We start from the raw sequence: 22,874 nt of genomic DNA, 5'->3' as shown, positions 1-22,874 counted from the left end.
GCGGTCCCTCCCTTCAGCTCTCCAGCAGCCAGCGCGCGCAATCGTCCCAATAGGGGCGGCCGGGGTCGCGGAAAAAGCCGAAATGGCCCATGCCGCGCCCCTCGGCGCGAATCGCCAGCGGCTCTATGTGGGCGCGGCTGTAGCGCTTCAGCAGCGCCTCCACCGCCGGCTTCGGCGCCATCCAATCATCGTCGATGGTCAGCGCGCGAATCGCTCCCGTGAATTGGTCGAAGCATCCGGGGAAGGGCCGGCCCGCCGCATCGACGAAATAGGCCTCGCTGCGGCACCAGCGCGCCCATTCCAGCGCGGCGTCCTTGGGCAGATCCTCGCCGAGGCCGAGCCGCGCCGCCGGAAAATAGCCGAGCAGGGCGGCGGGGATCGGCAGCAGCGCGCGCCACATCAGCCATAGCGCATATTTGCGCGGGGCCGGCCACAGCCGCCAATCGCCGATCTGCGTGCTGACCGCCAGCATGGCGCGAATGCAGCCGTTATTGTCGGCGAGCCCGACCATCTGCCCGCCGACGCTATGAGCGACGACGCGCAAGGGCTCCGCCGGCGCGAGCTGCGCCGCATGATCGATGATTCCGGCGAGATCCCGCTCGCCCCAGGCGCGCAACCCCCCGCCGGGCGCGCCGAAGTGGCGGGAGGCGCCGACGCCGCGATAATCGAAGGTGAGAACGCGGCATCCGCGCGCGGCGAGAAAGCGCGCCAGCCGCTCGTAGAATTTCTGCTTCACCGCAATGGCGCCGGCGATGACGACGACGGGTCCTTCCCCATTCGGGGGCGAGAATAGCGTCGCCGCGAGAGACGCTCCGTCTCTCGCGGCGATGGTCATCGCTTCGACTGCGCCGTCGCCGGCTCGGGTCATGCGGTCACGCTCTCTTCGGGCAGTCTCGCGGCTTCGGCTTTGGCGAGCGGCGCCTCCGCCTCGCGGCGAATTCTGCTCTGCTGCTGATAGTGAGCGGCGAGCGGCAGGTTTTCAACCGCGGGGAACTCCTCCTCGATCTTCTTCGGCTTGAAGAGGGTGACGACGGATTTCCAGGTCGCGATCCCCCAGCCCTGCGAGCGATAGGGATAGCCGTGCTCCTCGCAGAACTGGCGCAGCATGGGCGCGAGCTGCGGATAGTGACGCGGGCTGATCCAGGGGAAGAGGTGATGCTCGATCTGGAAATCGACGCCGCCGCACAGCAGCCGGCCGATCGGACCCGTCTCGAAATTCACCGCCGTCGCCGTCTGCAGCATCAGATAATTGTCGCGCGTCGCATCCTTCGTCACCTGGATCGCTTCCTCCGGGTAATGCGCCGGAGCAAAGAGCGCGAACATGACATAGGACATCATGAACATCTGCACGACGAAGAACATTGCGACATTGGCGAAGCCGAAGAAATAGATCGGAATGATCATCCACACGATCCAATGACCGATCATGCAGGAAAGATCGACCCAGCTCTGCCAGTTGCGGCGCTCGTCGTCGCGCAGCTCGCGGATCAGGAAGCGCCAGCCCTTGAAGGCGACGCCGAAGGAATTGCCGAGCAGCACGATGGGAAAGAAATAGCCCTGATGCTCGAACCACCAGCGCGCGAGGCCGCTGGCCTTCTTCAGATCGCGATCATTGAGCGTGAACACCGGCAGCAGATCGGCGTCGTCGTCCACGCCGATGACGTTCGGATTGGGATGATGCACGACGACATGCTTGTGGCGCCAATAATTGCCCGACACGCCGAGGAAGAACGGAAAGTCGAAATACATGATGAACTCATTGACCCACGGCTTGTTGCTGATCGCATGATGCGAGGCGGTGTGGCCATTGGTCGACATGCCCATGCAGCCGTAGGCGACGAGAATCATGCCGATCGCCTTGACGATGAGCATGTCCGAGACGATGACGAGCGCGACGCCCGTCGCCGTCAAGGCGATGAACAGCAGCCATTCGGCAATGCCGATAGCGGTCAGCTTGCGGGCGTATCCTGCGCGGCGGACCTGCTCCCGCAGGCGCGCGAAATCCTGATTGGCTTCCTTAGACATATGCACCCCCGATAAAACGAAATCGCGTGTCAGACGCGCTGCAGCCGGTACGGCGCGTGATAATCCTTGGTGAAGAGGAGCTGATAGAGCGCCTGGTCCCCGGCCATGGCGGAAGCTATTCCGCAGCTGAGGTAGTATTCCCACATGCGCTTGAAGACCGTGTCGTAGCGCACAGGATCGAGCGTTCCGCTATTGGCGCGGAAGGCTTCCAGCCAGCGACGCAGAGTCACGGCGTAATGGCGCGCCATATTCTCGACGTCGAGAATGGCGAGGCTATTCTTCTCGAGCTCTGTCGTCATCGCGGAGAGCTTCGGCGTGTCGGAGCCGGGGAAAACGTATTTTTGAATGAACGGATCATGGCGATTGATCGCCGTGTTGCAGCCGATGACATGCACGAGGCCGCGGCCCTTCGGCGCGAGCAGACGCTCGATGGCGCCGAAATAGGCCGCATAATCCTTGGCGCGCACATGCTCCAGCATTCCGACGCTGACGATGCGATCGAAAGAGCCCTCGATCTCGCGATAATCGCCGAGGATGAAGCGCACGCGATCGGAGACGCCGTATTTGGCGGCGTTTTCCTGCGCGCGCGCGTGATGCGCGACGCTATTGGTGACGCCGACGCCGCGCGCGCCGAAATTCAGCGCAGCGTGAATCAGCATGCCGCCCTTGCCGCAGCCGATATCGAGCAGCGACTGGCCGGGCTCGATCTCGAGCTTCTGGCAAATGCGATCGAGCTTGCGCTGCTGCAGCAGATCGGCGTCGTCGTCCTGCGCATGCGCATAGCCGCAGGAATAGACCTGATAGCGATCGAGCAGAAAGGCGTCGAACACGTCTTCGCCGATGTCGTAGTGACGGCGCACATTGGTCGCCGGGCTCAGCAGGCGATTGCTCGCCAGCATGCCAGCGTAGCGGAAGAGGAAGCTCCAATCGGAGCGCAGCTTCTTATGCAGGCCGGCGCGGCACAGCATTGTGAGGCAATCGACGAGGCGGCCGTCCTCGACCTCGAAATCCTGCGCCATGAAGGCTTCGCCCATGCCGAGATTGCCGAAGGCGAGCACGCGGCTGAAGAATTCGTCGCGCAGCACGCGCAGCACGATCGGCGCTTCCTCGCCGGCGCCGAAGTGATGATCGACGCCATTGTGACGAACGATCAGCGTTCCCTGATGGAGATGGCGCGACAGCATCTCGAAGAAAGCGTCCTTCGGCTGACGCGCTCCCAATAGCTGCGCGAGCGAAAGCTGTCGGCGCGACGTCTTCGCGTCGAAAGCGCGCGCGGCATGTTCGGGCATATATCTCGTATCGGTCATTTGTCTCTCCCAATGCATATCGCGCGCTTTCGGCAAAGAATTTCCGCGCCTCTCGCGCTGGAAACGACGCGCGAAATCTTCCGCACGCCCGCGCTATTTGCGCCGCGCTTCTTGTTCTTCATGCAGTCCGCCGTGCTGAGCGATGGCGTCGCACGACAAGATTGTGTCAAATGTTGTCACATTATTTCTGCATGTTGACAAGCAGCTCAGCTTGCGCTCGCCTCCTCTCGTCGCGTCTTGCGATACGGCGATCGGCGCGAGCCTGATCCGAGGTGTTAAAAGGGTCGGCGAGGAATTTGTGTGTGCTGCCACACAGGGCGCGAGCGCGCGTCCGCACTATAGGATCGATAGGCGAGCGCGGTTCGCGCCGCGCCAAATGAATTTCAGCGGAGACGAGAAAAATGGACGCAATCGAAATGTCGCGCTGGTTGTGGGCGGATCGGCGCGCGCGCGCCGCTCGCAGCGAGGCGGGGCCGACGCTGAATGGCGCGAAGGGCCAATTCATCGAGACGCGCGGCGCGAGCTTGCGGACGCTGATCACGCCGCAGAAAAACGGCGCCGGCGACAAGACTTTGGTGATCGTGCCCGATCCGCCCAATGTCATCGAGCAATATCTGCCGATCATCGACGAAATGTCGAACCATGCGCGCGTCATTTGCGTGGAGACGCCCGGCTTCGGCCAATCCTTCGTGAAATCGGGATTTCGCTTCGATGTCCCGAGCTATTGCGAGGTCTTCGACGAATTCTTCGCGCAGCTGGAGATAAAGGACGCCGTGCTGGACATGGCCTGTCTCGGCGGATTCGCGGGCGTCGCCTTCTCGGCGGCGCGGCCCGATCGCGTGCGCCATCTCATGCTGCAGCAGACGGTCTCGATCTCGCAGGCGCAGAAATGGGCGGCGGGAACCGATCGCATGAATTTGATTCGGCGGCCCTATGTCGGGCAGATTTTCATGCGCGCGCTCGATCATGTGGTGGCGCGGCATTGGTACAAGGTCGCCATGCCGCCGGCGACCTCGGCTATCGCGCCGAAGCTCACGGAAGAGGCGATCGCGGGTCTCGATCGCGGCGGCTGCTTTTGTCTCTGCAACGCCTATCAGGCCTTGATGGCGACGCCGGAGAAGCCCTACGCCGCCAGCCCGCGCAAGGTGACGATCGTCTGGGGCGACAGCGATCCGACGCATAATCTCGTGGCGACGATCGGCGATTCGTTGAAGGCGTTTCTGCCGGAGGCGGAATTCGTCCTCTTCGAGAATTGCGGGCATTTTCCCATGCTGGAAAATCCGCAGCGCTATCTGCCCATGCTGCACGCCGCGCTCGACGCGGCGTGATGCGGTTTCTTTGCCCCTCTCCCCACGAGCGGCTATCGAATGCACACATTCTCCTCGCCCTCGCGACGTCCTGGCCGGGCTTGTCCCGGCCATCCACGCCAACGCGTCGAGGCGTCTTAGAAGCTTGGCGTGACGCCGAAACTGCGGCGGCGCCCGACGTGGGATGAAATCCGTCGATGGCGGGCGCTTTCCTTTGGTTGCTCAGCTGCTTGGCGTGGATGGCCGGGACAAGCCCGGCCAGGACGGCTGCAGCGTCTCGCGATGTGTGATTCGATAGCCGGGCGGCGAGCGCCGGCGCGAAGCGATCGGCCGAACGAGGCTCGCGCGTTCAGCTCGGCTGCGACAGACGGCGCATTTCGGCGAGGGCGGGGTTTCCCTCCTCCTCCAGCCGGGCGATCGTCTCTAGGCCCCATCTATAGGAGAATTCGGCGACCTCGCGGTGCTTGTCCCAGGTCATGAAGCTGGCGCCGGGACAGACCGGCGGCTGCACGGTGAGATCGAGCCCGCCGGAAAACGCCGGCTTCTCGCGAATATTGCTGAACACCGCTTGCTGAATGACGCTCGCCAGCGAAGGGCAATCGGGCAATGGCTTGCGGCGCAGCGGATTGAGCATGGAGGCGAGCAGCGCGTTGCGGCCCGGCAGCGCGCGATAGTCGAAGTCATAGAGGCGCGGATCGGAGTTGCGCAGGTCCACGACGACATTGGGGCCGTTCTTGAGCCCATGCATGGGCGCGATCGGCGCATTGTCGGAGACGGCGCCGTCGACCAGCATATGGCCGTCCTCGTCGAAGAAGGGCGGCAGCACGCCGGGAATGGCGCAAGAGGCGCGCACCGCCTGCCATGTCGGGCCGGAGCGGATCACGCGCATCGTATAGGTGGAGAGGTCGGTCGCTATGGCGAAGCTCGGCCGCCACAAATCCTCGAAGGCGATGGAGCCGTAGGACTTCGCCAGCGTCGCCTCGAGAATCGTATGGTCCAGCAGGCCGAACTTCGGCAAAGTGAGGCGCTTCAGCGCGGCGTTCTGCACGAATATCTCGTGAATCGCCGCCTCCACCTCCTCCGGGCTCTTCAATTGCGCGAAGGCCACCGCCATGCCGGAGCCGATGCTGCTGCCGCCGAACATATCGAAGACGACGCCCGCCTCCTGAAAGGCTTTCACTATGCCGATATGGGCGAGGCCGAGCGCGCCGCCGGCGCCGGCGACGAAGCCGATCGCCTGGCCCGTGATGAAACGCGCGAGACAATCGAAATCCGCGCCCGAATCCATCGCCACATGATGCAGCATGAAAACGTCGCGCTCACGCAGCCAGGGCGCGGAGGGCTCTTGCGTCTGCGGCCGATGCGGATAGAGCCTGACGATGCGCCGGCGATTGGCGGGAAACAGGGTGAAGGCGAATTCCTCGACCGGATTGAGCGCGTGGGACCCGTCGGCGACGGCCATGATCAGCAGATCGGCCGAATTGAGAACGGCGCGGGTCCATTCGTTCAATTCGCCATCGGCGACGCAGAGAACGAAGTCGTTCTCCTGCTCGAGCGCGCCGAGCCAATCGGCGACGGCGTAGCGGTCGAATGCGCCATCTGGGAAATGCGCGCGGGCGTCGGCGGAGGCGCGCGCGCAGCCATGGGCGCGCGCATTGATCGCCTGCAGCAGGCGGGCGCTGAAACCTTCGGGAATGGCGCCCCCGCCGGCGGCGATCAGCGCGATCACGCGCACGCGGCTGCTCTGGCGGAAATTGCGCCGCGTGATCTCGCCGAGACGCGCGAGGCGCCGGGCCAGCGAGCGGGTGACGGCGCGCTGCATGTCGGGGAATTGCGCGACCAGCGCCTCGAATTGCGCGCGGTCGATCTCCAGCACCTCGGAGTCGCGCATGGCGACGACGCCGGCGCCGCGCGGCTCGCCGGTGAAAAAGCCCATCTCGCCGATGAGCTGGTCCTTGCCGATCTCGGCGACGATCTCGCCATTGGCGGCGTTGACCACGCCGAACTGGCCGAAATTGACGATATAGAGAGTCTCCGACGGCGCGCCGAGCTCGATCAGCGCCTCGCCGCGCGCGATCCTGCGCAGCCGCACGCAGGATTTGATCTTGCCCCGATCCTCGTCATCGAGGTCTTGCCAGAAACTCTGATCTTCCGAAACGAGCGTCTTCGACATGGAAATACAGCCGCCCCGATGCGTTCGCGTCGCGCGCCCCCGCGCTCGCGCCGCATGATCTTCGGCCGAGCGTGAGAATGCAAGGGCGCTTTCCGCGCGCTTTCGATGCTGGTCAGGCCGGCGCGGCGGTCAGCAGGGCGTCCAGGGTCGCGCATTCCTCCGCGGTCAGGGAAAAATCGAATATCGCCAGATCATCGCGCATATGCTCTTGCGAGGACGTGCCGGTGAGGCACAGAATGCCTTGCTGCGTCAGGAAGCGGAAGAAAATCTGCGCCCGGCCGCGCTCATATTTTTCGGCGAGAGCGACGAGCTCCGGCTTCGCCAATGTTTCGGGATTGGCGGTGAGCGTCCAAAAGCTCTGGTAGAAAATTTTGTGCTTTGCGCAGAAAGCGCGAATCTCGCGGTCATAGCCGGTTTTGGCGTAGAAGCGGTTCTGGATCACGGCCGGCTTCACCCGCGCCTTCTTCCACAACATCTTCAGCCGTGACAGCTCGTAGCAATTGCTGACGCCCAATTGGCGCACGCCGCCCTGCGCCACCAGGCTCTCCATCGCGCGCCAGGCCTCGAGAGTGTCCTTGTCCTCCGGGTAGGGGGAGTGCAGCACCAATCCGTCGAGGCGATCCACGCGCAGATTGCGCAGCGAGACCTCGAAGGATTGCCGCACCTGCTCGCCTATGGCCGCCTCGGCGTCATAGGGGATGTTCTCGGGGTCCTGCCCGCCGAAGGGCGTGAATTTGGTCTGCAGATAAATATCCGCGCGGTCGAGCCCGGCGCCGAGCGCCGCCGCCAGACCTTCGCCGACGCCCGGCTCGTTGTAATGCTTGGGCTGGCAGGCGGTGTCGATCCCGCGAAAGCCGGTCCGCAGCGCCTCTTCCACCAGAGCGGCGGTGCGCTCCTTCTTCCAGGCCGTGCCATAGATGATGCGGGGCATCAAAACCCCGGAGGCGGAGACGATCCGGCCAGGATCCTCGCCGCGCGGCTCGGCGCTCATTTTGGGGCTTCCTCTTTCTCAGGCTCCGGCGAAAACCGTCAGCACGCCAGTATAGCCGTAGAGATGATGGCGGGCGATCTCGCCGCCGGCGAAAAAGCCGATCACGGGCGTCTCGCCTCCCAGCGCCTCGTGAACCATGCGGAATTCGGCGTTGGGCTCGCCGAAATGCGGGCCGCCGCGCCCCGAGCAGCTGATATAGAGCGCGCCTCTCATGCCGCCGGCGGCCTCTGCCTGGGCGCGCACCTCCGCCACGATGCGGAGGAGATCATGCTTGGCCGCCTCGGCGTTGCGCTTGCAGAAGGCGAGCCGCATGCCGTCCTTTATCTGCTCGGCGATCATCAGCAGCCCGCCCTTGCGGCCGACGCCGACAATGTGCCGCACTTCCGTGTTCGTGCCGAACTGGCCGGGCTTGGCGGAGACATCTTCGCCAGTGGCGACCAGCCCGGCCAAGGTCTGCGCCAGCTCGAGCCGCAGTTCGGCGTCGTCTATGTCGAGCGTATGCCCCATATCCTCGAGCACGCAGTCGAGGGCGCGCTTCTCGTCCAGGGTCACGAGGTAATTGCCCTGCGCGCGCGTGACCGTGCGCAGCGGCCCTATGGGCTGGCAGCCCTGGGTGACGCGCGAGAACACGGTCGCCTGCGGCCCGAAGGCGACGCCGGTGAAGCCGCCCGCCAAAACCTCATCCGCGATGCACAGCGCCTTGTTGCGCGCTGAGGAGAGGCCGCCGAACTGATAGCCGGTGGTGAGCTTGGCGCTTGCGGCCTCCAGCTTGGCCTGCAGATCGGGCGTGCCGCCGCTGGCGTGGACCAGCGCGGTGAAGGGCTCGAAGCCCTTGGGCGTCCCGTCCAGGGCCTCGAGAGAGGAAAACAGCGTAAAAGCGTCGGCGGGAAGATCGGCCAGCATGATCGCGAGGCCCGGCGCGTCGAAATATTCGACCGCCTCGGCGCCGACGCCGACCCCCACCGTTCCGACGAAATGGACGCCGGGCAGGCGCGCGCGCAGCGCCGACAAAATGTCGCTCGCCGCCTGGGTGAAATAGTCGGTGAGATAGCACCAGCCGAGATTTGGCGCAGGCGCGTCGGCCCGTTGTCGCTCGATCTGCTCCAGGCAGGAGGCCAAGGCGCTCTTCCAGTCGGCGTCGCCGGAATGGGCGTAAATGAACTTGCTCATGGTCTCTTTTCCCCGCGTCCTTGCGCGGGTAGCAACGACCGTGCCGCGGAAGAGATTCGCTACCGCGCCGCCTCGACGGAGGCGGAGAGCTCGGCGAGATCGAGCAGCACGAAGGCGCCGCGGCGGCGCTCGAGCAGTCCCGCCCGCTCCAGACGGTTCAGCTCGCGCGTGACCGCCTCGCGATGCGTGCTGACGCGGGCGGCGATCTCCGCATGGGTGGGAACGGGCGAGATCACGCCGCGATTCTCGCCGCCGCTGTCGCTGCGCGCCAGCCGCAGCAATTCCGCGTGAATGCGGCCGCGCACGTCGAGATTGGTGAACTCGTTCACCCGTGTGGTGAGGCGGCGCACCTCGCCGGTCAGCGTCTCGAGCACCTGATCGCAGACATTGGGATAATGATGAATCACCTCGCGGAAGATCGCGGGGCTCATGCGCGCGATCACCGTGTCGGTTATCGCATGGATCGCCGCCGAGCGCGGCTTGCCGTCGAGCGCCGAGAGCTCGCCGAAAAACTCGCCCTCCTTGATGACGCGCAGCATCAGATCCTTGCCGGCGACGCTCTGGATCGACACGCGCACATCGCCATAGGCGACGAAATAAATATCCGCGCTGTCGTCCTTATAATTGAGGATGCATTCCTTTTCCTGGGCGCGGCGCCACACGCATCGCGCGTCGAGCTGCGCGATCTCCTCCTTGGAAAGCGAGCGGAACAAACTAACGCGTGCAAGCGTCTGGTTTTTTCGTATCATGTCCCGCGTTCCTGAAAATTCGTCTTGTCAGCGTTTCAAAGGATGAGTCATGTCGGCTTGGAGTGTCAACTTCGATTTGGAGCGCCGCACGCGCCTCGCCACCGGGCTCACGCTCTTCACCTATGCGGCCTGTCATTTCATCTCTCACGCGACCGGCCTGTTCTTTCTCGACAATCTCCAGGCCATCGGCCATGGCGTCATTCTCGCGCCTTGGCGCACCGGCTTCGGCGTCGCTCTTCTGCTGTTCTGCTTCACCGTTCACATGTCGCTCGGCCTCTTCGCGCTCTATCGCCGGCGGCATTTGCGCATGCCGGCGATAGAGGCCTGGCAGCTCGGCCTCGGCCTCACCATACCGCTGCTGCTCGCGCCGCATGTCACCGACACGCGCGTCGCCGTGCTCGCCTTCGGCTTGGAGGATTCCTATTTTCGCATTCTCTATCATTTCTGGATCAGCGATCCCACCTTCGGCCTGCCGCGGCAATTTCTGCTCATGGTCCTCATCTGGTCGCATGGCTGCATCGGCATTCACATGTGGCTGCGCTATCGCGATTGGTATCGCCGGCGCACGATTCTGTTTCTTCTTCTCGCGCTCGCTCTGCCCGCGCTCGCCATAGCGGGCCTGCTCAACTCGGGCTGGGAGCTGATCCTGCGCGCCTATATGGACGAGGCCGTCATAGAGGCGCATGGGCCGCCGGCGAAAGGATCGCCGCATGCGCATGTGCCGGCGATGCTCGCTTCGATCATCCTCTATCTGCAGATTTCCTATCTCGCGCTGCTCGCAGTCGTGCTGCTGCTGCGCGCCTTGCGCAACATGCGCGAGCGCATGTTCGACACGGTGCGCATCGACTATCGCGACGGCCGCAGCGTTCGCGCGCCTTTCGGCTTCTCCGTGCTCGAGGCCAGCCGTTTCAAAGGCATTCCGCACGCCTCCGTCTGCGGCGGGCGCGCGCGCTGCTCCACCTGCCGCATACGCGTGCTCTATGGCGCGTCGGAGCTGCCGCCGCCCGGCCCGGCGGAGCTCGCGACATTGGCGCAGATCGGCGCGCCGGAGGGCGTGCGCCTCGCCTGCCAGACGCGGCCGCGCTGCGATATCGGCGTCTATCCCATGCTGCCGGCGGACAGCCCGCTCGACGGCCTCTGCGTTCTTCTCGACCAGGGCCGCGAGCTTTTCGTGACGGCCATGTTCGTCGATCTCCGTGATTCGACGAAGCTCGCCGCCAACCGCCTGCCCTATGACGCGATCTATATCGTCGACTCCTACATTCGCGCGACGACCAATGCGATCTTGGCGGAGGGCGGCCATGTGACCAGCGTCGCCGGCGACGGCGTCATGAGCCTGTTTCGGCTGGACGGCGACGCCGACGAGGGCGCCCGCGCGGCGCTGCGCGCGGCCAGCGGCGTCTGGCGCGCGATCCGCCGCGTCAGCCGCGATTTCGCGCATGATCTCGAAGCGCCGCTCGCCTTCGGCGTCGGGCTGCACAGCGGACTCGCCATCGTCGGCGCCGTCGGCCCGACGGATCGGCAGTCGCTGCAGTTTCTCGGCGACACCGGCAATATCGCCGCGCGGCTCGAATCGCTGACGAAGGAGATGGACTGCGTGGCGCTCGTCTCCTCGCAGACCTGCGACGCCGCGGGGCTGCGGCCGCCGCACGCCGTCGTCGAGGCGCCGATCCGCGGCCGCGAAGCCGCGCTCCCCGCCTTTCCGTTCAAGAAGCTCGGGGATTTCGAGCGCTGGGTCGCCAGCGGCGAGCCGGCGGCCCTCTGAGCCGCAGCGTCCGCCCCCGTAGGGAGACGTCTTTCGTTCAGTAGATGTCGGGGCAGGCCACCTCGTTTCCATATGCGTCGGCGCAAGTGCAGCCGCCGAGCGACAGAGCCATCGCGCCGATCGCGAAGCCGATGACCAGCGTCAGAGCTTTCGCGCGAACGCCGGCCGGGAAATGAAAATTGGAGAGATCGAGATTCATGTCATCCTCCCTGGATGGATGTTGGAACGCGGTCGCAAAACATCGTCCGCTCGCGAAATGTCGCTCGGTTCGCTCCTGAGGGATGTGGCGAACGCCACGGGTCGCGCGGAAAATGCTCCGAGTGGACGAAGCCTGTCGCGCCCGACCGCGTCTGGACCTGAAAATTGCATCGCCGCGGCGGCCCTCCCGCGCCGATCGGAGAAACGCAGCCCATGGCGGATATCGCTCGTTCCTGTCTCGCCTTTCTCTGCTTCCTGCTCATCGCCTGCGCCGTCAGCGAGGATCGGCGCCGCATTCCCTGGCGCGTCGTGCTCGGCGGGCTGGCGCTGCAATTCGTGGCGGCGCTGGTCCTCACGCATTTTCCGCCGGCGAAGCAGGCCGTGCTGCTCGCCAATGACGGGGCGGAGGCCCTGCAAAAGGCGACGGAGGCGGGCTCTGGCTTCGTCTTCGGCTATCTCGGCGGCGGCCCCGCGCCTTTCGAGGAGAAGACGCCGGGCGCCGGCTTCATTCTCGCGTTCAAGGCGCTGCCCATGGTGCTGACCATCTCGGCGCTGGCCTCACTGTTCTTTTATTGGGGCGTGATGCAGCGCATCGCGGGCGGCTTCGCCTTTCTGCTGCGACGCTCCATGGGGCTTTCCGGCGCGCTGGCGCTGGGCGCTTCCGTTCACATCTTCGTCGGCATGATCGAGGCGCCGCTGCTGATCCGCCCCTATCTCGCGCGCATGCAGCGCGGCGAGCTGTTCGCGCTGATGAGCTGCGGAATGGCCGGCGTCGCCGGCACGGTCATGGTGATCTACGCCGGCTTCGTCGCGCCTTTCCTGCCGGATGCGCTCGGCCATATTCTCATCGCCTCGGTGATCGCGACGCCGGCCGGCATAGCGGTCGCCGCGGTCATGTCGCCCTGGGATATCTATAAGGACAATGCCGAAGCGCGGCTCGCCGTGGAGAATCCGCCGGCAGGGGCGTTCGACGCCATCGTCAAAGGCGTTTCCGACGGCGTCGGCCCGCTCGTCGGTATCATCAGCATGCTGCTGACGACGATCGCGCTGGTGACGCTGGTCAATATGGCGCTCGCGCATCTGCCGCAATTTGGCGGCGAGACGCCGAGCCTGCAGCTCGCTTTCGCCTATGCCTTCCGCCCCATCGTCTGGCTGATCGGCGTGCCCTGGAGCGAGGCGCCGGCGGCCGCTGCGCTGATGGCGACGAAGACTGTGGTCAACGAGTTCGTCGCCTATCGCGACATGAGCGCGCTCGGCGCGGAGGCGCTGTCGCCGCGCAGCCGGCTGATCCTCACCTATGCGCTCTGCGGCTTCGCCAATTTCGGCAGCATGGGCATTCTCGTCGGCGGGCTGAATGTGATGCTGCCCGGCCGGCGCGCGGAGATCACGCGTCTCGGCCTGCGCTCCATTCTCTCCGGCACGCTCGCCACCTGCATGAGCGCCACGGCCGCCGGATTGCTGATCGGCGGCTGACGGTCGCTCAGAAGCAGCCCTGCGCCTTCAGCTGCACGAGCCAGGCGCCGCAATCCGAGTGGCGTCGCCGCTCGCGCGGGCCACGGCCCCACTCGTCCTCATATTCGTAGTGGCGATGACGCTCCCGCGCGCGCTCGTGGCGCACGCATTCATTGTAATTATTCTGCATCGCGAGACACAACGGCACATTCGGCCCGGCCAGCGCCGCTCTGGGGGCGAAGCCGTCGGTCAGCGAGACGATCCCGGCCAGGATCAGGGAGAGGAGAAAGATGCGCGCCATTTTCGAAGAAGCCTTTCTGTCGATGGCAGCTCTAGCAGATTCGCTCACGCTGAAACAGCGCGACGGCCACGCTGCCGGCGCCAGCGCAGGAAGCCGGTGACATAGAGAAAGGCGGGCGCGAGGCCGGCGAGCAGGATGACGGCCTGACCGGCGAGGCCGAAGGCTTCGCCCGAATGGAGCGGCAGCAGCCATTCCAGGAAGCGCTCGCCGGCGCTGAAATTGGCGCGATCCTCGGTGAACAGAATCTGGCCGCTGAACTGGTCGATCGTCACCCGATTGCGGCCATTGGCGTGATTGGGCTCGTCTTGCGCGCGCATGGAGACGACATAGACGCCCTTCTCATTGGCGGGCAGGCTGAAGCCCGTCGGCGCGGCGCCGGGAAATCGGCGCTCGGCGACGCCGAGGGCGGCGTCCAGCCCGATCGGATCGCGATCCGCGATCGGCCGCGACGCCAAGCCGCGCGGCGCCTCGCGCAGGGTCGAGACCAGGCGCACGAGGTCGCGGCCCTGCTGGCGGAACACGAAGAAGCAGCCGGTGGTCAGCGAGCAGCACAGGACGACGGCGATGAGCGCGCCGACCACGCGATGGAGGTCGAAAATCCGCCGATCGGCGCTCGCCTTGCGCTTTATGGCGAAAGCGAGCCGCCATTGGCCCGGCCGCGGCCACCACAGAACGATTCCGAGCAGCATGGAGGGCAGCAGCAGAAGCGCCGGCCCGCCGACCAGCCAGGAGCGATCCGAGCCTTGCCATAGGGTGTAATGCAGGCTGCGCACCGAATTGAAGAAGAATTGCCGGATTTCGTCATCGCCTTTCTTGATCGCCCGGTCGCCCGTCACCTTGATCGTATAGGGGTCGATGAAGAGGCGATGCGTCTCGGTGACGTCATCCGCATCCCGCAGCCGGTACGAGAGCGAGACGACGCCCTCGCGGCTACGCGGCATGGCGAGGAAGCTCGGCGTCGCGCCGCGCGGCAGATCGGCGATGGCCGCCGCATAAATCTCGTCGAGTGGGGCGAAGCGGGCCTCGGCGGAAGGCGGCGCCGAGCGCAACAGCTCGGGATGCAGCGCCGCGTCGATCTGCGGCGCGAAGGACAGAAGCGCGCCGGTGAGCCCCACGACGACGAAGATCGCGCCGAGAATCAGCCCGGTCCAGCGATGAAAGGCGAGAAACAGCCGCCGCGCACGCAGGCGCAGCGACATTTCCGCGGGCGCGCGCTCGTCGGCGGCGCGCGGCGCCGCGATCGTGTCATTGGTCATGGAATGGCCTCCTCGAAAATCTCCTCCCCCGCCGCGGGGTCGAAGAATATAGCTTCAGCCGCTCGCCGAAGTCTGAGAAACGTTACCTTGCAAATCGCGCCTGTCGAGAAAAATTCTCCTTTTCCGCGCCCGCGCGCGCTCGACGCGCAGCCTCTCACCCCGCTGTGATTTGGAAAGGCTACAAGAAACAGAGCAGAAATAGACCGGGGCCAATGAGCGCTCTCTAGACGGCGGCGAGATCGCCTCGATATATAGAAGCATGCTCCTGCGGGCCGAATATTCGACAAATTGCGACGCTGGACCGCTCATAGGCGTCACGATCTCCAGACCGGCAAGCTTTCGGCGATTCTGTGGCGGCCAATGGCGACATTTGACGTTCTCGCGGCCTGCGGCGAATATGATATTTACATATTGGTAACGCGCTATACGATGCGTCGGCTTAGAAGACGCCCAGGGCCTGCGGCGACCCAGGGCGCATAGAGGCGAAGCGGCTCCGCCGGGGAGACCGCGACAATGCTCATGAGGGCGACAGGACAGCCGATGCGTGTGTTGATCGTCGAAGATCAGGCGGAGATCGCCGCTCTGCTGGAAGAAAAGCTCGTCCATGCCGGCTTTGCCGCGGATATCGTCGGCGCCGTCGCCGAGGCGCGCGCGGCGATCGAGGCTGTCGATTACGGCGTCATGCTGCTGGATCGGCGGCTGCCGGACGGCGACGGCGTCGCCATCATCCGCTCGGTGCGCGAGGATCGGCCCAACATGCGCGTGCTGATGCTCACCGCCATGCGCGGCATAGACGAGATGGTCGACGGACTCGACGCGGGCGCTGATGATTATCTGACCAAGCCTTTCGATCCCGACGAGCTGATGGCGCGCATTCGCGCCGTTCTGCGTCGTCCCGGACCGCAAGTGGCGCCCTTGGTGCAGGTCGGCGCGCTCAGCTTCGAGCTCGACGAGCAGAGGGGATTTATCAATGGCCGGCAATTTCTGGCGCCCAAGCTGGAGCTCATCCTGCTCGGCGCGCTGATGCGCCGCGCCGGTCTCGCGGTGACGCGCGCCGATCTGCTCGAGGAGATCTATGGCGCGCAGGACGCCGATCAGGTCGACGCGCTGAAGATGCTGATCCACCGCCTGCGCCAGCGCCTGAAGAACCAAGGCGCGCGCGCCGATATCCACGCCGCGCGCGGCATAGGCTATCTTATTCGGAGCGCTGAGGAATGAAGCTCACGCAATCGCTTTCGGCGCGGCTCGTCTTCTACTGGATACTGTGCTCGCTCGTCGCCTATCTCACTCTGCCGGTGACGGTGTTTCTGCCGCTCTCGGCGCTGCATATCGGCGATAGCTCCAATTCCAGCCTCGACAGCTGGACCACCAAGCGCTCCAAGGAAATTCTATTGGGCGCGCTGCGCCGAGGGCCGGATGGCGCATTGACGGCAGAGCGAACGCCGGAGCTGCAGCGCCAGCAAGAGCGCAATCCGCGATTTCGCTTCGCCATACTCGATCGCGCCGCCGGCCGTCTCGTCGCGGGCTCGGACGAGAAGCTGTTCGACGCGCTGGGACGCGCCGGCGTCGACAGCTATAGCGGGCTCTTCCATGTCTCCGACGATTCCGATCCCAATGCGCGCGGCTATGTGCGCTCCATCGACAGCGCTTTCGGCAAGCTGACGATCGCCACCTATGGCGCGCAGTTCCATTGGGACGATACGATCTGGCAGCTGGTGAATTTCGTCTCGCTGAACAATCTCATCGCCTTTCTGCCGCTCGGCTCGGCGGCGGCGCTGGTCGCGACGCTCGTCGTGCGCCGCTCGCTCGCGCCGCTGCGCGCCGCCACGGTCGCGGCCTCGGCCATCACCGTCGACTCGCTGCGCAAGCCGATCGCCGCCACGGGTCTGCCGATCGAGATCACGCCTTTCGTCGAGGCGGTGAATGGCGCGATCGCCCGCGTCGAGGAGGGCGTCGCGGCGCAGCGACGCTTCACCGCCAACGCCGCCCATGAGCTGCGCACGCCGATCACCGTGCTGCGCGCGCGCGTCGCCAAGCTGGAAGCCTCCGATCTCAAGCGCGAGATCACGCGCGACGTGCGGCGCATTCAGACGATCGTCGATCAATTGCTGGTTCTGGCGCAGGCGCGCGAGCGCCGCCGCGACACGCGTCTTTGCGTCGATCTCGCCGCGACGGCGTTGAAGGTAGCTGCCGATTTCATGCCGATCGCCATAGACGCCAAGAAGGAGATCGAGCTGGACGCGCCGGAAGAGCCGGTGATGATCCGCGGATTCCCCTGGGCGATCGAGAGCGTGCTCGGCAATCTCGTCGAGAATGCGCTGCGCGCCGAGCCGGAGGGCGGAACCGTGATGATGCGCGTCGGCGCGGATGCGCGCGTCATCATCGTCGATCATGGCGGCGGCGTCGCGCCCGAGGATCGCAGCCTGATCTTCGAGCCTTTCTGGCGCAAGGAGGAGACGACCCCGGGCACTGGTCTCGGGCTCGCCATCGTCAAGGAGCTGGCGCGCGAGCTCGACGGCGAGCTCGAGGTCGCCGACACGCCGGGCGGCGGCGTGACTTTCATCGTCGGCTTTCGGCCCTTCGGGCCGCGGCTCGCGAGCGGCGCGCAAGTCGAGGCGGCGATCTAGCCGCGTCGAGCTTCGCTCTGCTCCCCGTCGCGCGCGCGCTGATCGGGCAGAGGGGCGCTCCTATGCTCTCTTCTCGCGCTGAGATCGGCGCATATCTTGCGCGCAGACCTATCCGAATCTTCGAATGTGATTCTCGTCACGCCGGCATGATCCGATAATCTCATATATTGCGGCAATATGCGCCGATCTGACGATAATGTTGCAATCTAGTAACACGAATAACCAATTCCAGCGACGGACGGCACGCGCTCTTGTCAAGAGCCGCGACGATTGGTAACGTTTCGGTGATGTTTTGGCGTTCGCGGCGGAATACCAAAAATGTTGGGGCGGCTTCTGGCTATCTTCGCGCTCTCATGCGCCTTGCTAATGCAAGGCGCAGGGCCGTCGGCCGCCTTTGCGGCCGGCGACGACGGCGTCGAAATGTCGGCCGGCTGTCTCGCCAGCGGCGCCGATGCGCCGGCCGGCGCTCATCACGCGAGCCATTGCGAGCATTGCGTCATTTGTTGCGCGGCGATCCTCGGCGTCGTCGCGGCCGTCCTGACTCGCCTCGCGCCTTTCCCGCCCGCGGCGATCCCGGCGCCGAGCGCCGATCCGCTCGCCTCTTTCTTCCTGGCCGGTCATAAGCCGCCCTCCCACGCGCCTCCCCGTTTTTCCTGACGCCTCATCGGCCGCTTTCGGCCGACGCCGTTGGAATCGCCGGCCGTTTGGCGGCCGCTCAGGGGGGAATTCATGTCTCGTATCGCTTTCCGTAGCGGCGCGTCCGTCGCCGCGTTGACGCTCGCCGTCCTTTCGCCCATCTGGCAAGACCGAGAACAGAGCCGTCTATGTTCAGGACGTGTGGAAGCTCGCGCCGCAATGGACGCTCACGCTCGGCGGACGCCAGGAGTGGTGGCGCGCTTTCGACGGCTTCAACGAAAATGCGCTCGGCACGGGAACGCGGCAGCCCGAGCGCACATCCTCGGCCTTCATGCCGAAAGCCTCGCTCGCCTTTCAAGCGACGCCCGATCTGCTGCTGCGCGGCTCCTATGGCAATGTCACGCGCTTTCCGGGCGTCACAGAACTCTATCAGCGCACCGTGTCGCCGAGCGGCATCGTCATCAACAGCCCCGATCTGAAAGCAGAGCAGGCCGATTCCTACGAGCTCGCCGCCGAATATCTGTTCGGCGCGCATAATGCGCATCTCGCCTTCTTCCATGAGGATCGCTGGAACGGCATCGTCTCGCAAACGGACGTCACGGTCGTTCCCAATGTCACCAATTTCTCCAACGTCGGCAAGGTTCGCTACAATGGCGTCGAGGGCGCGATCGGCCTCGAGGACATTCTCGTCGACGGCTTCGACCTCGACGCCAACGCCACCTACACGACCGACGAGATTCTCTCCAATCAGAAGAACCAGCGCTATGTCGGCAAGGACGTTCTGCAAATGCCGCGCTGGAAGGTCAAATGGGTCGCGACCTATCATGTGACCAAGGATCTGACGCTGTCCGCAGGCTTTCGCTACAAATCCGCCTCGCACGGCCAGCTCGACAATTATGATTGGAACACCGAGACCTTCGGCGCCTATGGCCGCAATATCCAGCTCGATCTGCGCGGGACGTGGAAATTCGCGCCCAATTGGACCGCCGTCGCCGGCGTCAACAACATCAATAATTATCGCAACTATCTCTTCGCGCCCTATCCGCAGCGCACCTTTTTCGCCGAGCTGAAATACGACTTCGGCGCCGAGCCTCTGTTTCGACGCGAGGAGCAGAACCGACCCTGAGAAGCCGCATCATAACGATCCCACGATCGAGGGAGACTGATCATGATAACGAGGAATTTCTGGGTTTTTCTTCATCGTTGGACCGGCCTGCTCATGGCCGGATTCCTGATCGTCGTCGGCGCGACGGGCAGTCTTCTCGCCTTTCTGCCGGAGCTCAACCATTTGCTCGCTCCGCAGATCTATCCCGGCCCGCGCGAAGGCGAGACGCTCTCGCTCGGCGCGCTCGCGCGCCGAGCGGAGACGCTGGTTCCCGCGGGCCGCGCGACGCAAGTCTCCTATGTGCAGCCGGGGACCGCGCGCGTCTCGATGACGCCGCGTCAATTGCCGCTCGTTCCCGACTATAGCGAGGTCTTGGCCGATCCTGTCGTCGGCGACGAATATGTGCTCGGAACGCGTCCCGAGCGGCCGCCGCTCGGCTTCGATCATCTCTATCTCGATCCCGTCACCGGCGAGGAGCTCGGCAGGCTGGACAAGGAGCCGCCGATCACCAGCGGCCCGGGAATCATGCCCTTCGTCGATCGGCTGCATTTCCGTCTCGCCATGGGCGAATGGGGCGGCTGGATCCTCGGAATCGTCGCCGTCGTCTGGACGATCGATTGCTTCAACGGACTCTATCTCACTCTGCCGATCTTCACCGGCAAGGGCAATCGCAAGAGTTGGCTCGCGCGCTGGAAGCCCGCATGGCTCGTCAAGCTCAGCGGCTCCTTCTATCGCGTCAATCTCGATCTGCACCGCGCCTTCGGCTTATGGATGTTCGCCGTGCTGCTGCTGTTCGGCTGGTCGAGCGTCTATTTCAACATGCGTGACGTCTATAATCCGGTGATGCGCGCCATCTCCGATTTTGACGCGCCGGCGCCGATGGCGCATGGCAAATCCATGGGCGCGAAAATGCACAAGGCGGAAAAGGAGCCGATGAGCTTCGAACGCGCTCAGGCGCTCGGCGAGATCCTCATGGCCGAGCAAGCGCGCGAGGGCGACTTCACCGTGGAGCGGCCGTTTCGCCTCACCTATCAGGAAGCGCAGAACAGCTACACCTATTCGGTGCGCTCCAGCCGCGACATCGGCCTGAAATTCGGCCGCACCAGCGTCGTCTTCGATGCGTCGAGCGGCGCGTTCCGCTCGCTGCGCGCGCCGACGGGACAGCATTCCGGCAACACATTCACCACCTGGATCGTCGAGATGCATCTCGCCAATCTGTTCGGCCTCTGGTTCCACATCTTCGTCTGCGTGCTCGGCGTCGGCATCGCCATGCTCTCCGTCACCGGCGTCTACATATGGTGGAAGAAGCGCGCCGCCCGCGTCGCCTCTGCGGCGCGCGCGCCGGCCAAGCCGGCCGCCGTTTCCATTCCCGCAATGGCCTTCGTCGAAAAATCACATTGATCCACAGCATCATCGAGTACGAGGAGAAAAATATGCGCGCCTATCACAAGACGGCCCTATTGCCCCTGCTTCTCGCCGCCATTCCGGCTCAAGCGGCGTCGCCCGCCGCGCGGCAGGAGGTCGCCATTCACTTCGCCTTGCAGGCGGGCGGCGCTCCGGTCGAATGCGGCAAGCCCATCGCCGCGCTCGGCGCGACGAAAGTCGCCGCGCAATTGCGCGACGCGCGCTTCTATGTCTCCAATCTCGCGCTCATCGACGCCGACGGCAAGGAAACGCCGGTCGCGCTCGACAGCAATGATTGGCAGAACCCTGATGTCGCGCTGATCGATTTCGAGAATCAGAAGGGCCGCTGCAAGGGCACGCGCGGCGCCAATGACGTCATCACCGGCGGCGTTCCCGCCGGCAAATACAAGGGACTCGTCTTCACCGTCGGCGTGCCGAGCCTGGCGAAGGACGCGCAGGGGAATGATGTCGCGCTCAATCATTCCAATCTCGCCACCGCTCCGGCGCCGCTGGATGTGCAGGGAATGAATTGGGGCTGGCAGGCCGGCCGTAAGTTCATCGCCATAGAGCTGGAGCCCGAAGGCGGCGTCATGCGCAAGGCGCCCCCGGCGCGTCTGCCCAGAGAGGCGCCCGCCGCGCCGAGCGCCGCCGCGGCCGCGCGGCTCGAGGCGATCGTCAAATTGGAGGCGCCCAAGGAGAAGGAACAGCCGCGCGTCAATGGCGACGGCACCATCACCGCCTCCACTTGGATGATGCATTTCGGCTCCACGGGCTGCAAAGGCGATCCGCTCACCGGCGAGATCGCGAGCTGCGCCGCGCCCAATCGCATCGCCGTGCGTTTCGATGCTTTCGATCCAGCCAAGCAGCACGTGATTCTCGATCTCGAGGCGCTGCTCGCCGGCGTCGATCTTTCGCATGACGCCGGCGGCGCCACGGGCTGCATGAGCGGCCTCGCCGATCCGGAATGCGGTCTGCTCTATGAGGTCGCGGGCCTGCGCTTCAAGGAGAGCGCGCCGGACATGAATGATATCGGCAAGCCCTCGGGCGTCCCGCAGCGCATCTTCCGCGTCGGGCCGAAGATTCTGGCGGCCAACGAACGCGAATAGGGCGTTCAGAATGCGTTTGGTCCTGAGAAAAGAGCGCGCGGCGCAGGGCGTGGACAACGCCTTCTCCGCGCAGAGTCGAAAGGCTCTCATCGGAAAAATCTTCGCGGGCCGGCGCCGCGCGACGATCGCTCTGCTGCTGACATTCGTCATCGGCGGAGCGATCGCTTGGCGCATCTTCGGCGCGGCCGAGGCGCCGGCGCGCGAGGGCGCCGCGGGCGACAAGCGGCGCGATCAAATGGCGGTGACGGTCTCGGTCGCGCTCGTCCGTCTCGCCGATGTGCCGGTGACGCTCGACGCCGTGGGCACGGTGCAGGCGCTCAACACCGTCACCGCGCGCACGCAGGTGGACGGGCGGCTGATCGAGCTCTCCTTCGCCGAGGGGCAGGAGGTGAAACGCGGCGACGTGCTCGCGCGCATCGATCCGTCGATCTACAAGGCGCAATATGATCAGGCCGTCGCCAAAATGGCGCAGGACGAGGCCAATCTCGCCAATGCGCGCGTCGATGCGCAGCGCTATCGCAAGCTGGCGGCCGCCAATTTCGGCTCGCAGCAGCAGGCGGCGACGCAGCAGGCGCTGGTGGCTCAGCTCGAGGCGCAGCTGCGCGCCGACAAGGCCGCGATCGACAATGCCGAAACGACGCTCGATTATGCGACGATCCGCTCGCCCATAGACGGGCGCACCGGCATTCGTCTCGTCGATGTCGGCAATATTCTGCACAAATCGGATCAGACCGGCATCGTCGTCGTCACGCAGCTGAAGCCGCTATGGGTGGTGTTCACCGTTCCGCAGCAATCGCTGCCGCAGCTGCAAAAGGCGCAGGCGGCGGGCCATGCGAAGGTCGCCGCGCTCGCCGCGGATAATTCCACGGTAATCGAGACCGGAGAATTGGCGGTCATCGACAATCAGATCGATGCGCAGACCGGGACGGTGCGCGTGAAGGCGGTGTTTCAAAATCCCGATCTCGCTCTCTGGCCGGGGCAGTTCGTCAATGTGCGCGTGACGGTCGATATGATCGCCAACGCCGTCACCGTGCCGAGCCCCGCCGTGCAGCGCGGCGCCAATGGCGCTTTCATCTACCTGCTCGGCGCGGATGGAACGGCGGTGCTGCGCAATGTCGTGACGCGCCGCCAGGACGAAGCCATCGCCGTGCTGGACTCCGAGCTCGGTGCGAATGAGCAGGTCATCGTCTCCGGCTTCTCGCGTCTCGCCGGCGGCTCCAAGGTGCGCGTCGCCGAGAGCGAGGCGCCGCGCGACGGCGGCGAGAAGCGCCGAAAGCGCGCGGAAGGCGAGAAGAAATGAGC

General features: G+C 65.0%; 19 protein-coding genes and 1 pseudogene. 10 read left to right on the top strand and 10 right to left on the bottom strand.

Annotation, left to right across the window (positions count from 1 at the left end):
* Window positions 1-13: 13 nt before the first annotated feature.
* Genes EDE12_RS01930 through EDE12_RS01920 form a run of 3 tightly spaced genes read right to left on the bottom strand, consistent with a single transcriptional unit; the run spans window position 14 to window position 3,332 of the window.
* Window positions 14-868 (bottom strand): alpha/beta fold hydrolase, encoded by an 855-nt coding sequence (locus EDE12_RS01930; protein WP_051592605.1) that lies wholly within the window; start codon window positions 866-868, stop codon window positions 14-16.
* Window positions 865-2,025 (bottom strand): acyl-CoA desaturase, encoded by a 1,161-nt coding sequence (locus tag EDE12_RS01925; RefSeq protein ID WP_024878260.1) that lies wholly within the window; start codon window positions 2,023-2,025, stop codon window positions 865-867. The genes EDE12_RS01930 and EDE12_RS01925 overlap by 4 nt, the downstream gene beginning before the upstream one ends.
* A gap of 29 nt (window positions 2,026-2,054) precedes the next feature.
* Entirely contained in the window at window positions 2,055-3,332 is a 1,278-nt protein-coding gene (locus tag EDE12_RS01920; RefSeq protein ID WP_051592606.1) for a class I SAM-dependent methyltransferase, read from the bottom strand.
* A 401-nt stretch (window positions 3,333-3,733) separates the two neighbouring features.
* Here EDE12_RS01920 and EDE12_RS01915 point away from each other — a divergent pair, with 401 nt between their 5' ends.
* Window positions 3,734-4,660, top strand: a complete 927-nt coding sequence (locus EDE12_RS01915; protein WP_026599865.1) for an alpha/beta hydrolase — start codon at window positions 3,734-3,736, stop codon at window positions 4,658-4,660.
* Between the two features lie 328 nt (window positions 4,661-4,988).
* On the opposite strand, the gene EDE12_RS01910 is transcribed toward EDE12_RS01915, so the two are convergent.
* The 4 genes from EDE12_RS01910 to EDE12_RS01895 form a co-directional block, all read right to left on the bottom strand.
* Entirely contained in the window at window positions 4,989-6,812 is a 1,824-nt protein-coding gene (locus EDE12_RS01910) for a patatin-like phospholipase family protein (protein ID WP_051592607.1), read from the bottom strand.
* 112 nt (window positions 6,813-6,924) lie between these two features.
* The gene (locus EDE12_RS01905; RefSeq protein ID WP_026599866.1) at window positions 6,925-7,803 is read right to left on the bottom strand and encodes an aldo/keto reductase; all 879 of its coding nucleotides are present in this window, start codon (window positions 7,801-7,803) and stop codon (window positions 6,925-6,927) included.
* A gap of 18 nt (window positions 7,804-7,821) precedes the next feature.
* Window positions 7,822-8,973 carry an FIST N-terminal domain-containing protein gene (locus EDE12_RS01900; protein ID WP_024878265.1) on the bottom strand — a complete coding sequence of 384 codons (1,152 nt, stop codon included), beginning with the start codon at window positions 8,971-8,973 and terminating at the stop codon, window positions 7,822-7,824.
* A 59-nt stretch (window positions 8,974-9,032) separates the two neighbouring features.
* Window positions 9,033-9,722 carry a Crp/Fnr family transcriptional regulator gene (locus tag EDE12_RS01895; RefSeq protein WP_024878266.1) on the bottom strand — a complete coding sequence of 230 codons (690 nt, stop codon included), beginning with the start codon at window positions 9,720-9,722 and terminating at the stop codon, window positions 9,033-9,035.
* Window positions 9,723-9,771: 49 nt separating this feature from the next.
* On the opposite strand from EDE12_RS01895, the gene EDE12_RS01890 reads away from it, so the two are divergent.
* A complete protein-coding gene (locus tag EDE12_RS01890; RefSeq protein WP_051465359.1) occupies window positions 9,772-11,487 on the top strand; it encodes an adenylate/guanylate cyclase domain-containing protein in 1,716 nt (571 codons plus the stop codon).
* A 37-nt stretch (window positions 11,488-11,524) separates the two neighbouring features.
* Here the strand turns inward: EDE12_RS01890 and EDE12_RS21715 are convergent, their stop codons facing one another.
* On the bottom strand, window positions 11,525-11,686 hold the full coding sequence (locus tag EDE12_RS21715) for a hypothetical protein (RefSeq protein WP_157096277.1): 162 nt from the start codon (window positions 11,684-11,686) through the stop codon (window positions 11,525-11,527).
* Window positions 11,687-11,898: 212 nt separating this feature from the next.
* Here EDE12_RS21715 and EDE12_RS01885 point away from each other — a divergent pair, with 212 nt between their 5' ends.
* Window positions 11,899-13,158, top strand: a complete 1,260-nt coding sequence (locus EDE12_RS01885; RefSeq protein WP_026599867.1) for a nucleoside transporter C-terminal domain-containing protein — start codon at window positions 11,899-11,901, stop codon at window positions 13,156-13,158.
* Between the two features lie 7 nt (window positions 13,159-13,165).
* Here the strand turns inward: EDE12_RS01885 and EDE12_RS01880 are convergent, their stop codons facing one another.
* Together EDE12_RS01880 and EDE12_RS01875 are read right to left on the bottom strand one after the other, a co-directional pair.
* The gene (locus EDE12_RS01880) at window positions 13,166-13,438 is read right to left on the bottom strand and encodes a hypothetical protein (RefSeq protein WP_024878269.1); all 273 of its coding nucleotides are present in this window, start codon (window positions 13,436-13,438) and stop codon (window positions 13,166-13,168) included.
* A gap of 44 nt (window positions 13,439-13,482) precedes the next feature.
* On the bottom strand, window positions 13,483-14,694 hold the full coding sequence (locus tag EDE12_RS01875) for a PepSY-associated TM helix domain-containing protein (RefSeq protein WP_051592608.1): 1,212 nt from the start codon (window positions 14,692-14,694) through the stop codon (window positions 13,483-13,485).
* Between the two features lie 540 nt (window positions 14,695-15,234).
* On the opposite strand from EDE12_RS01875, the gene EDE12_RS01870 reads away from it, so the two are divergent.
* The 7 genes and pseudogenes from EDE12_RS01870 to EDE12_RS01840 all read left to right on the top strand — a co-directional run bounded on the left by EDE12_RS01870 (window position 15,235) and on the right by EDE12_RS01840 (window position 22,872).
* The gene (locus EDE12_RS01870; RefSeq protein WP_026599868.1) at window positions 15,235-15,912 is read left to right on the top strand and encodes a response regulator transcription factor; all 678 of its coding nucleotides are present in this window, start codon (window positions 15,235-15,237) and stop codon (window positions 15,910-15,912) included.
* Complete coding sequence (locus tag EDE12_RS01865; RefSeq protein ID WP_051592609.1) at window positions 15,909-17,321, top strand: HAMP domain-containing sensor histidine kinase; 1,413 nt, start codon at window positions 15,909-15,911, stop codon at window positions 17,319-17,321. The genes EDE12_RS01870 and EDE12_RS01865 overlap by 4 nt, the downstream gene beginning before the upstream one ends.
* Window positions 17,322-17,741: 420 nt before the next feature.
* A complete protein-coding gene (locus tag EDE12_RS01860) occupies window positions 17,742-17,978 on the top strand; it encodes a hypothetical protein (RefSeq protein ID WP_134187965.1) in 237 nt (78 codons plus the stop codon).
* Between the two features lie 139 nt (window positions 17,979-18,117).
* A pseudogene (locus EDE12_RS01855) lies at window positions 18,118-19,083 on the top strand (TonB-dependent receptor); the annotation flags it as partial.
* 42 nt (window positions 19,084-19,125) lie between these two features.
* Window positions 19,126-20,463, top strand: coding sequence for a PepSY-associated TM helix domain-containing protein (locus EDE12_RS01850; protein ID WP_245275829.1), 1,338 nt, complete (start codon window positions 19,126-19,128; stop codon window positions 20,461-20,463).
* 32 nt (window positions 20,464-20,495) lie between these two features.
* A complete protein-coding gene (locus EDE12_RS01845) occupies window positions 20,496-21,572 on the top strand; it encodes an MbnP family copper-binding protein (RefSeq protein ID WP_036292050.1) in 1,077 nt (358 codons plus the stop codon).
* 10 nt (window positions 21,573-21,582) lie between these two features.
* Entirely contained in the window at window positions 21,583-22,872 is a 1,290-nt protein-coding gene (locus EDE12_RS01840; protein WP_084768600.1) for an efflux RND transporter periplasmic adaptor subunit, read from the top strand.
* The last annotated feature ends 2 nt before the right edge of the window (window positions 22,873-22,874 follow it).

Origin of the sequence: Methylosinus sp. sav-2 (assembly GCF_004366495.1) — a bacterium.
Lineage (GTDB): Bacteria > Pseudomonadota > Alphaproteobacteria > Rhizobiales > Beijerinckiaceae > Methylosinus.
The sequence above is the reverse complement of the archived record's forward strand: the minus strand, read 5'-3'. Positions and strand labels throughout refer to the sequence as shown.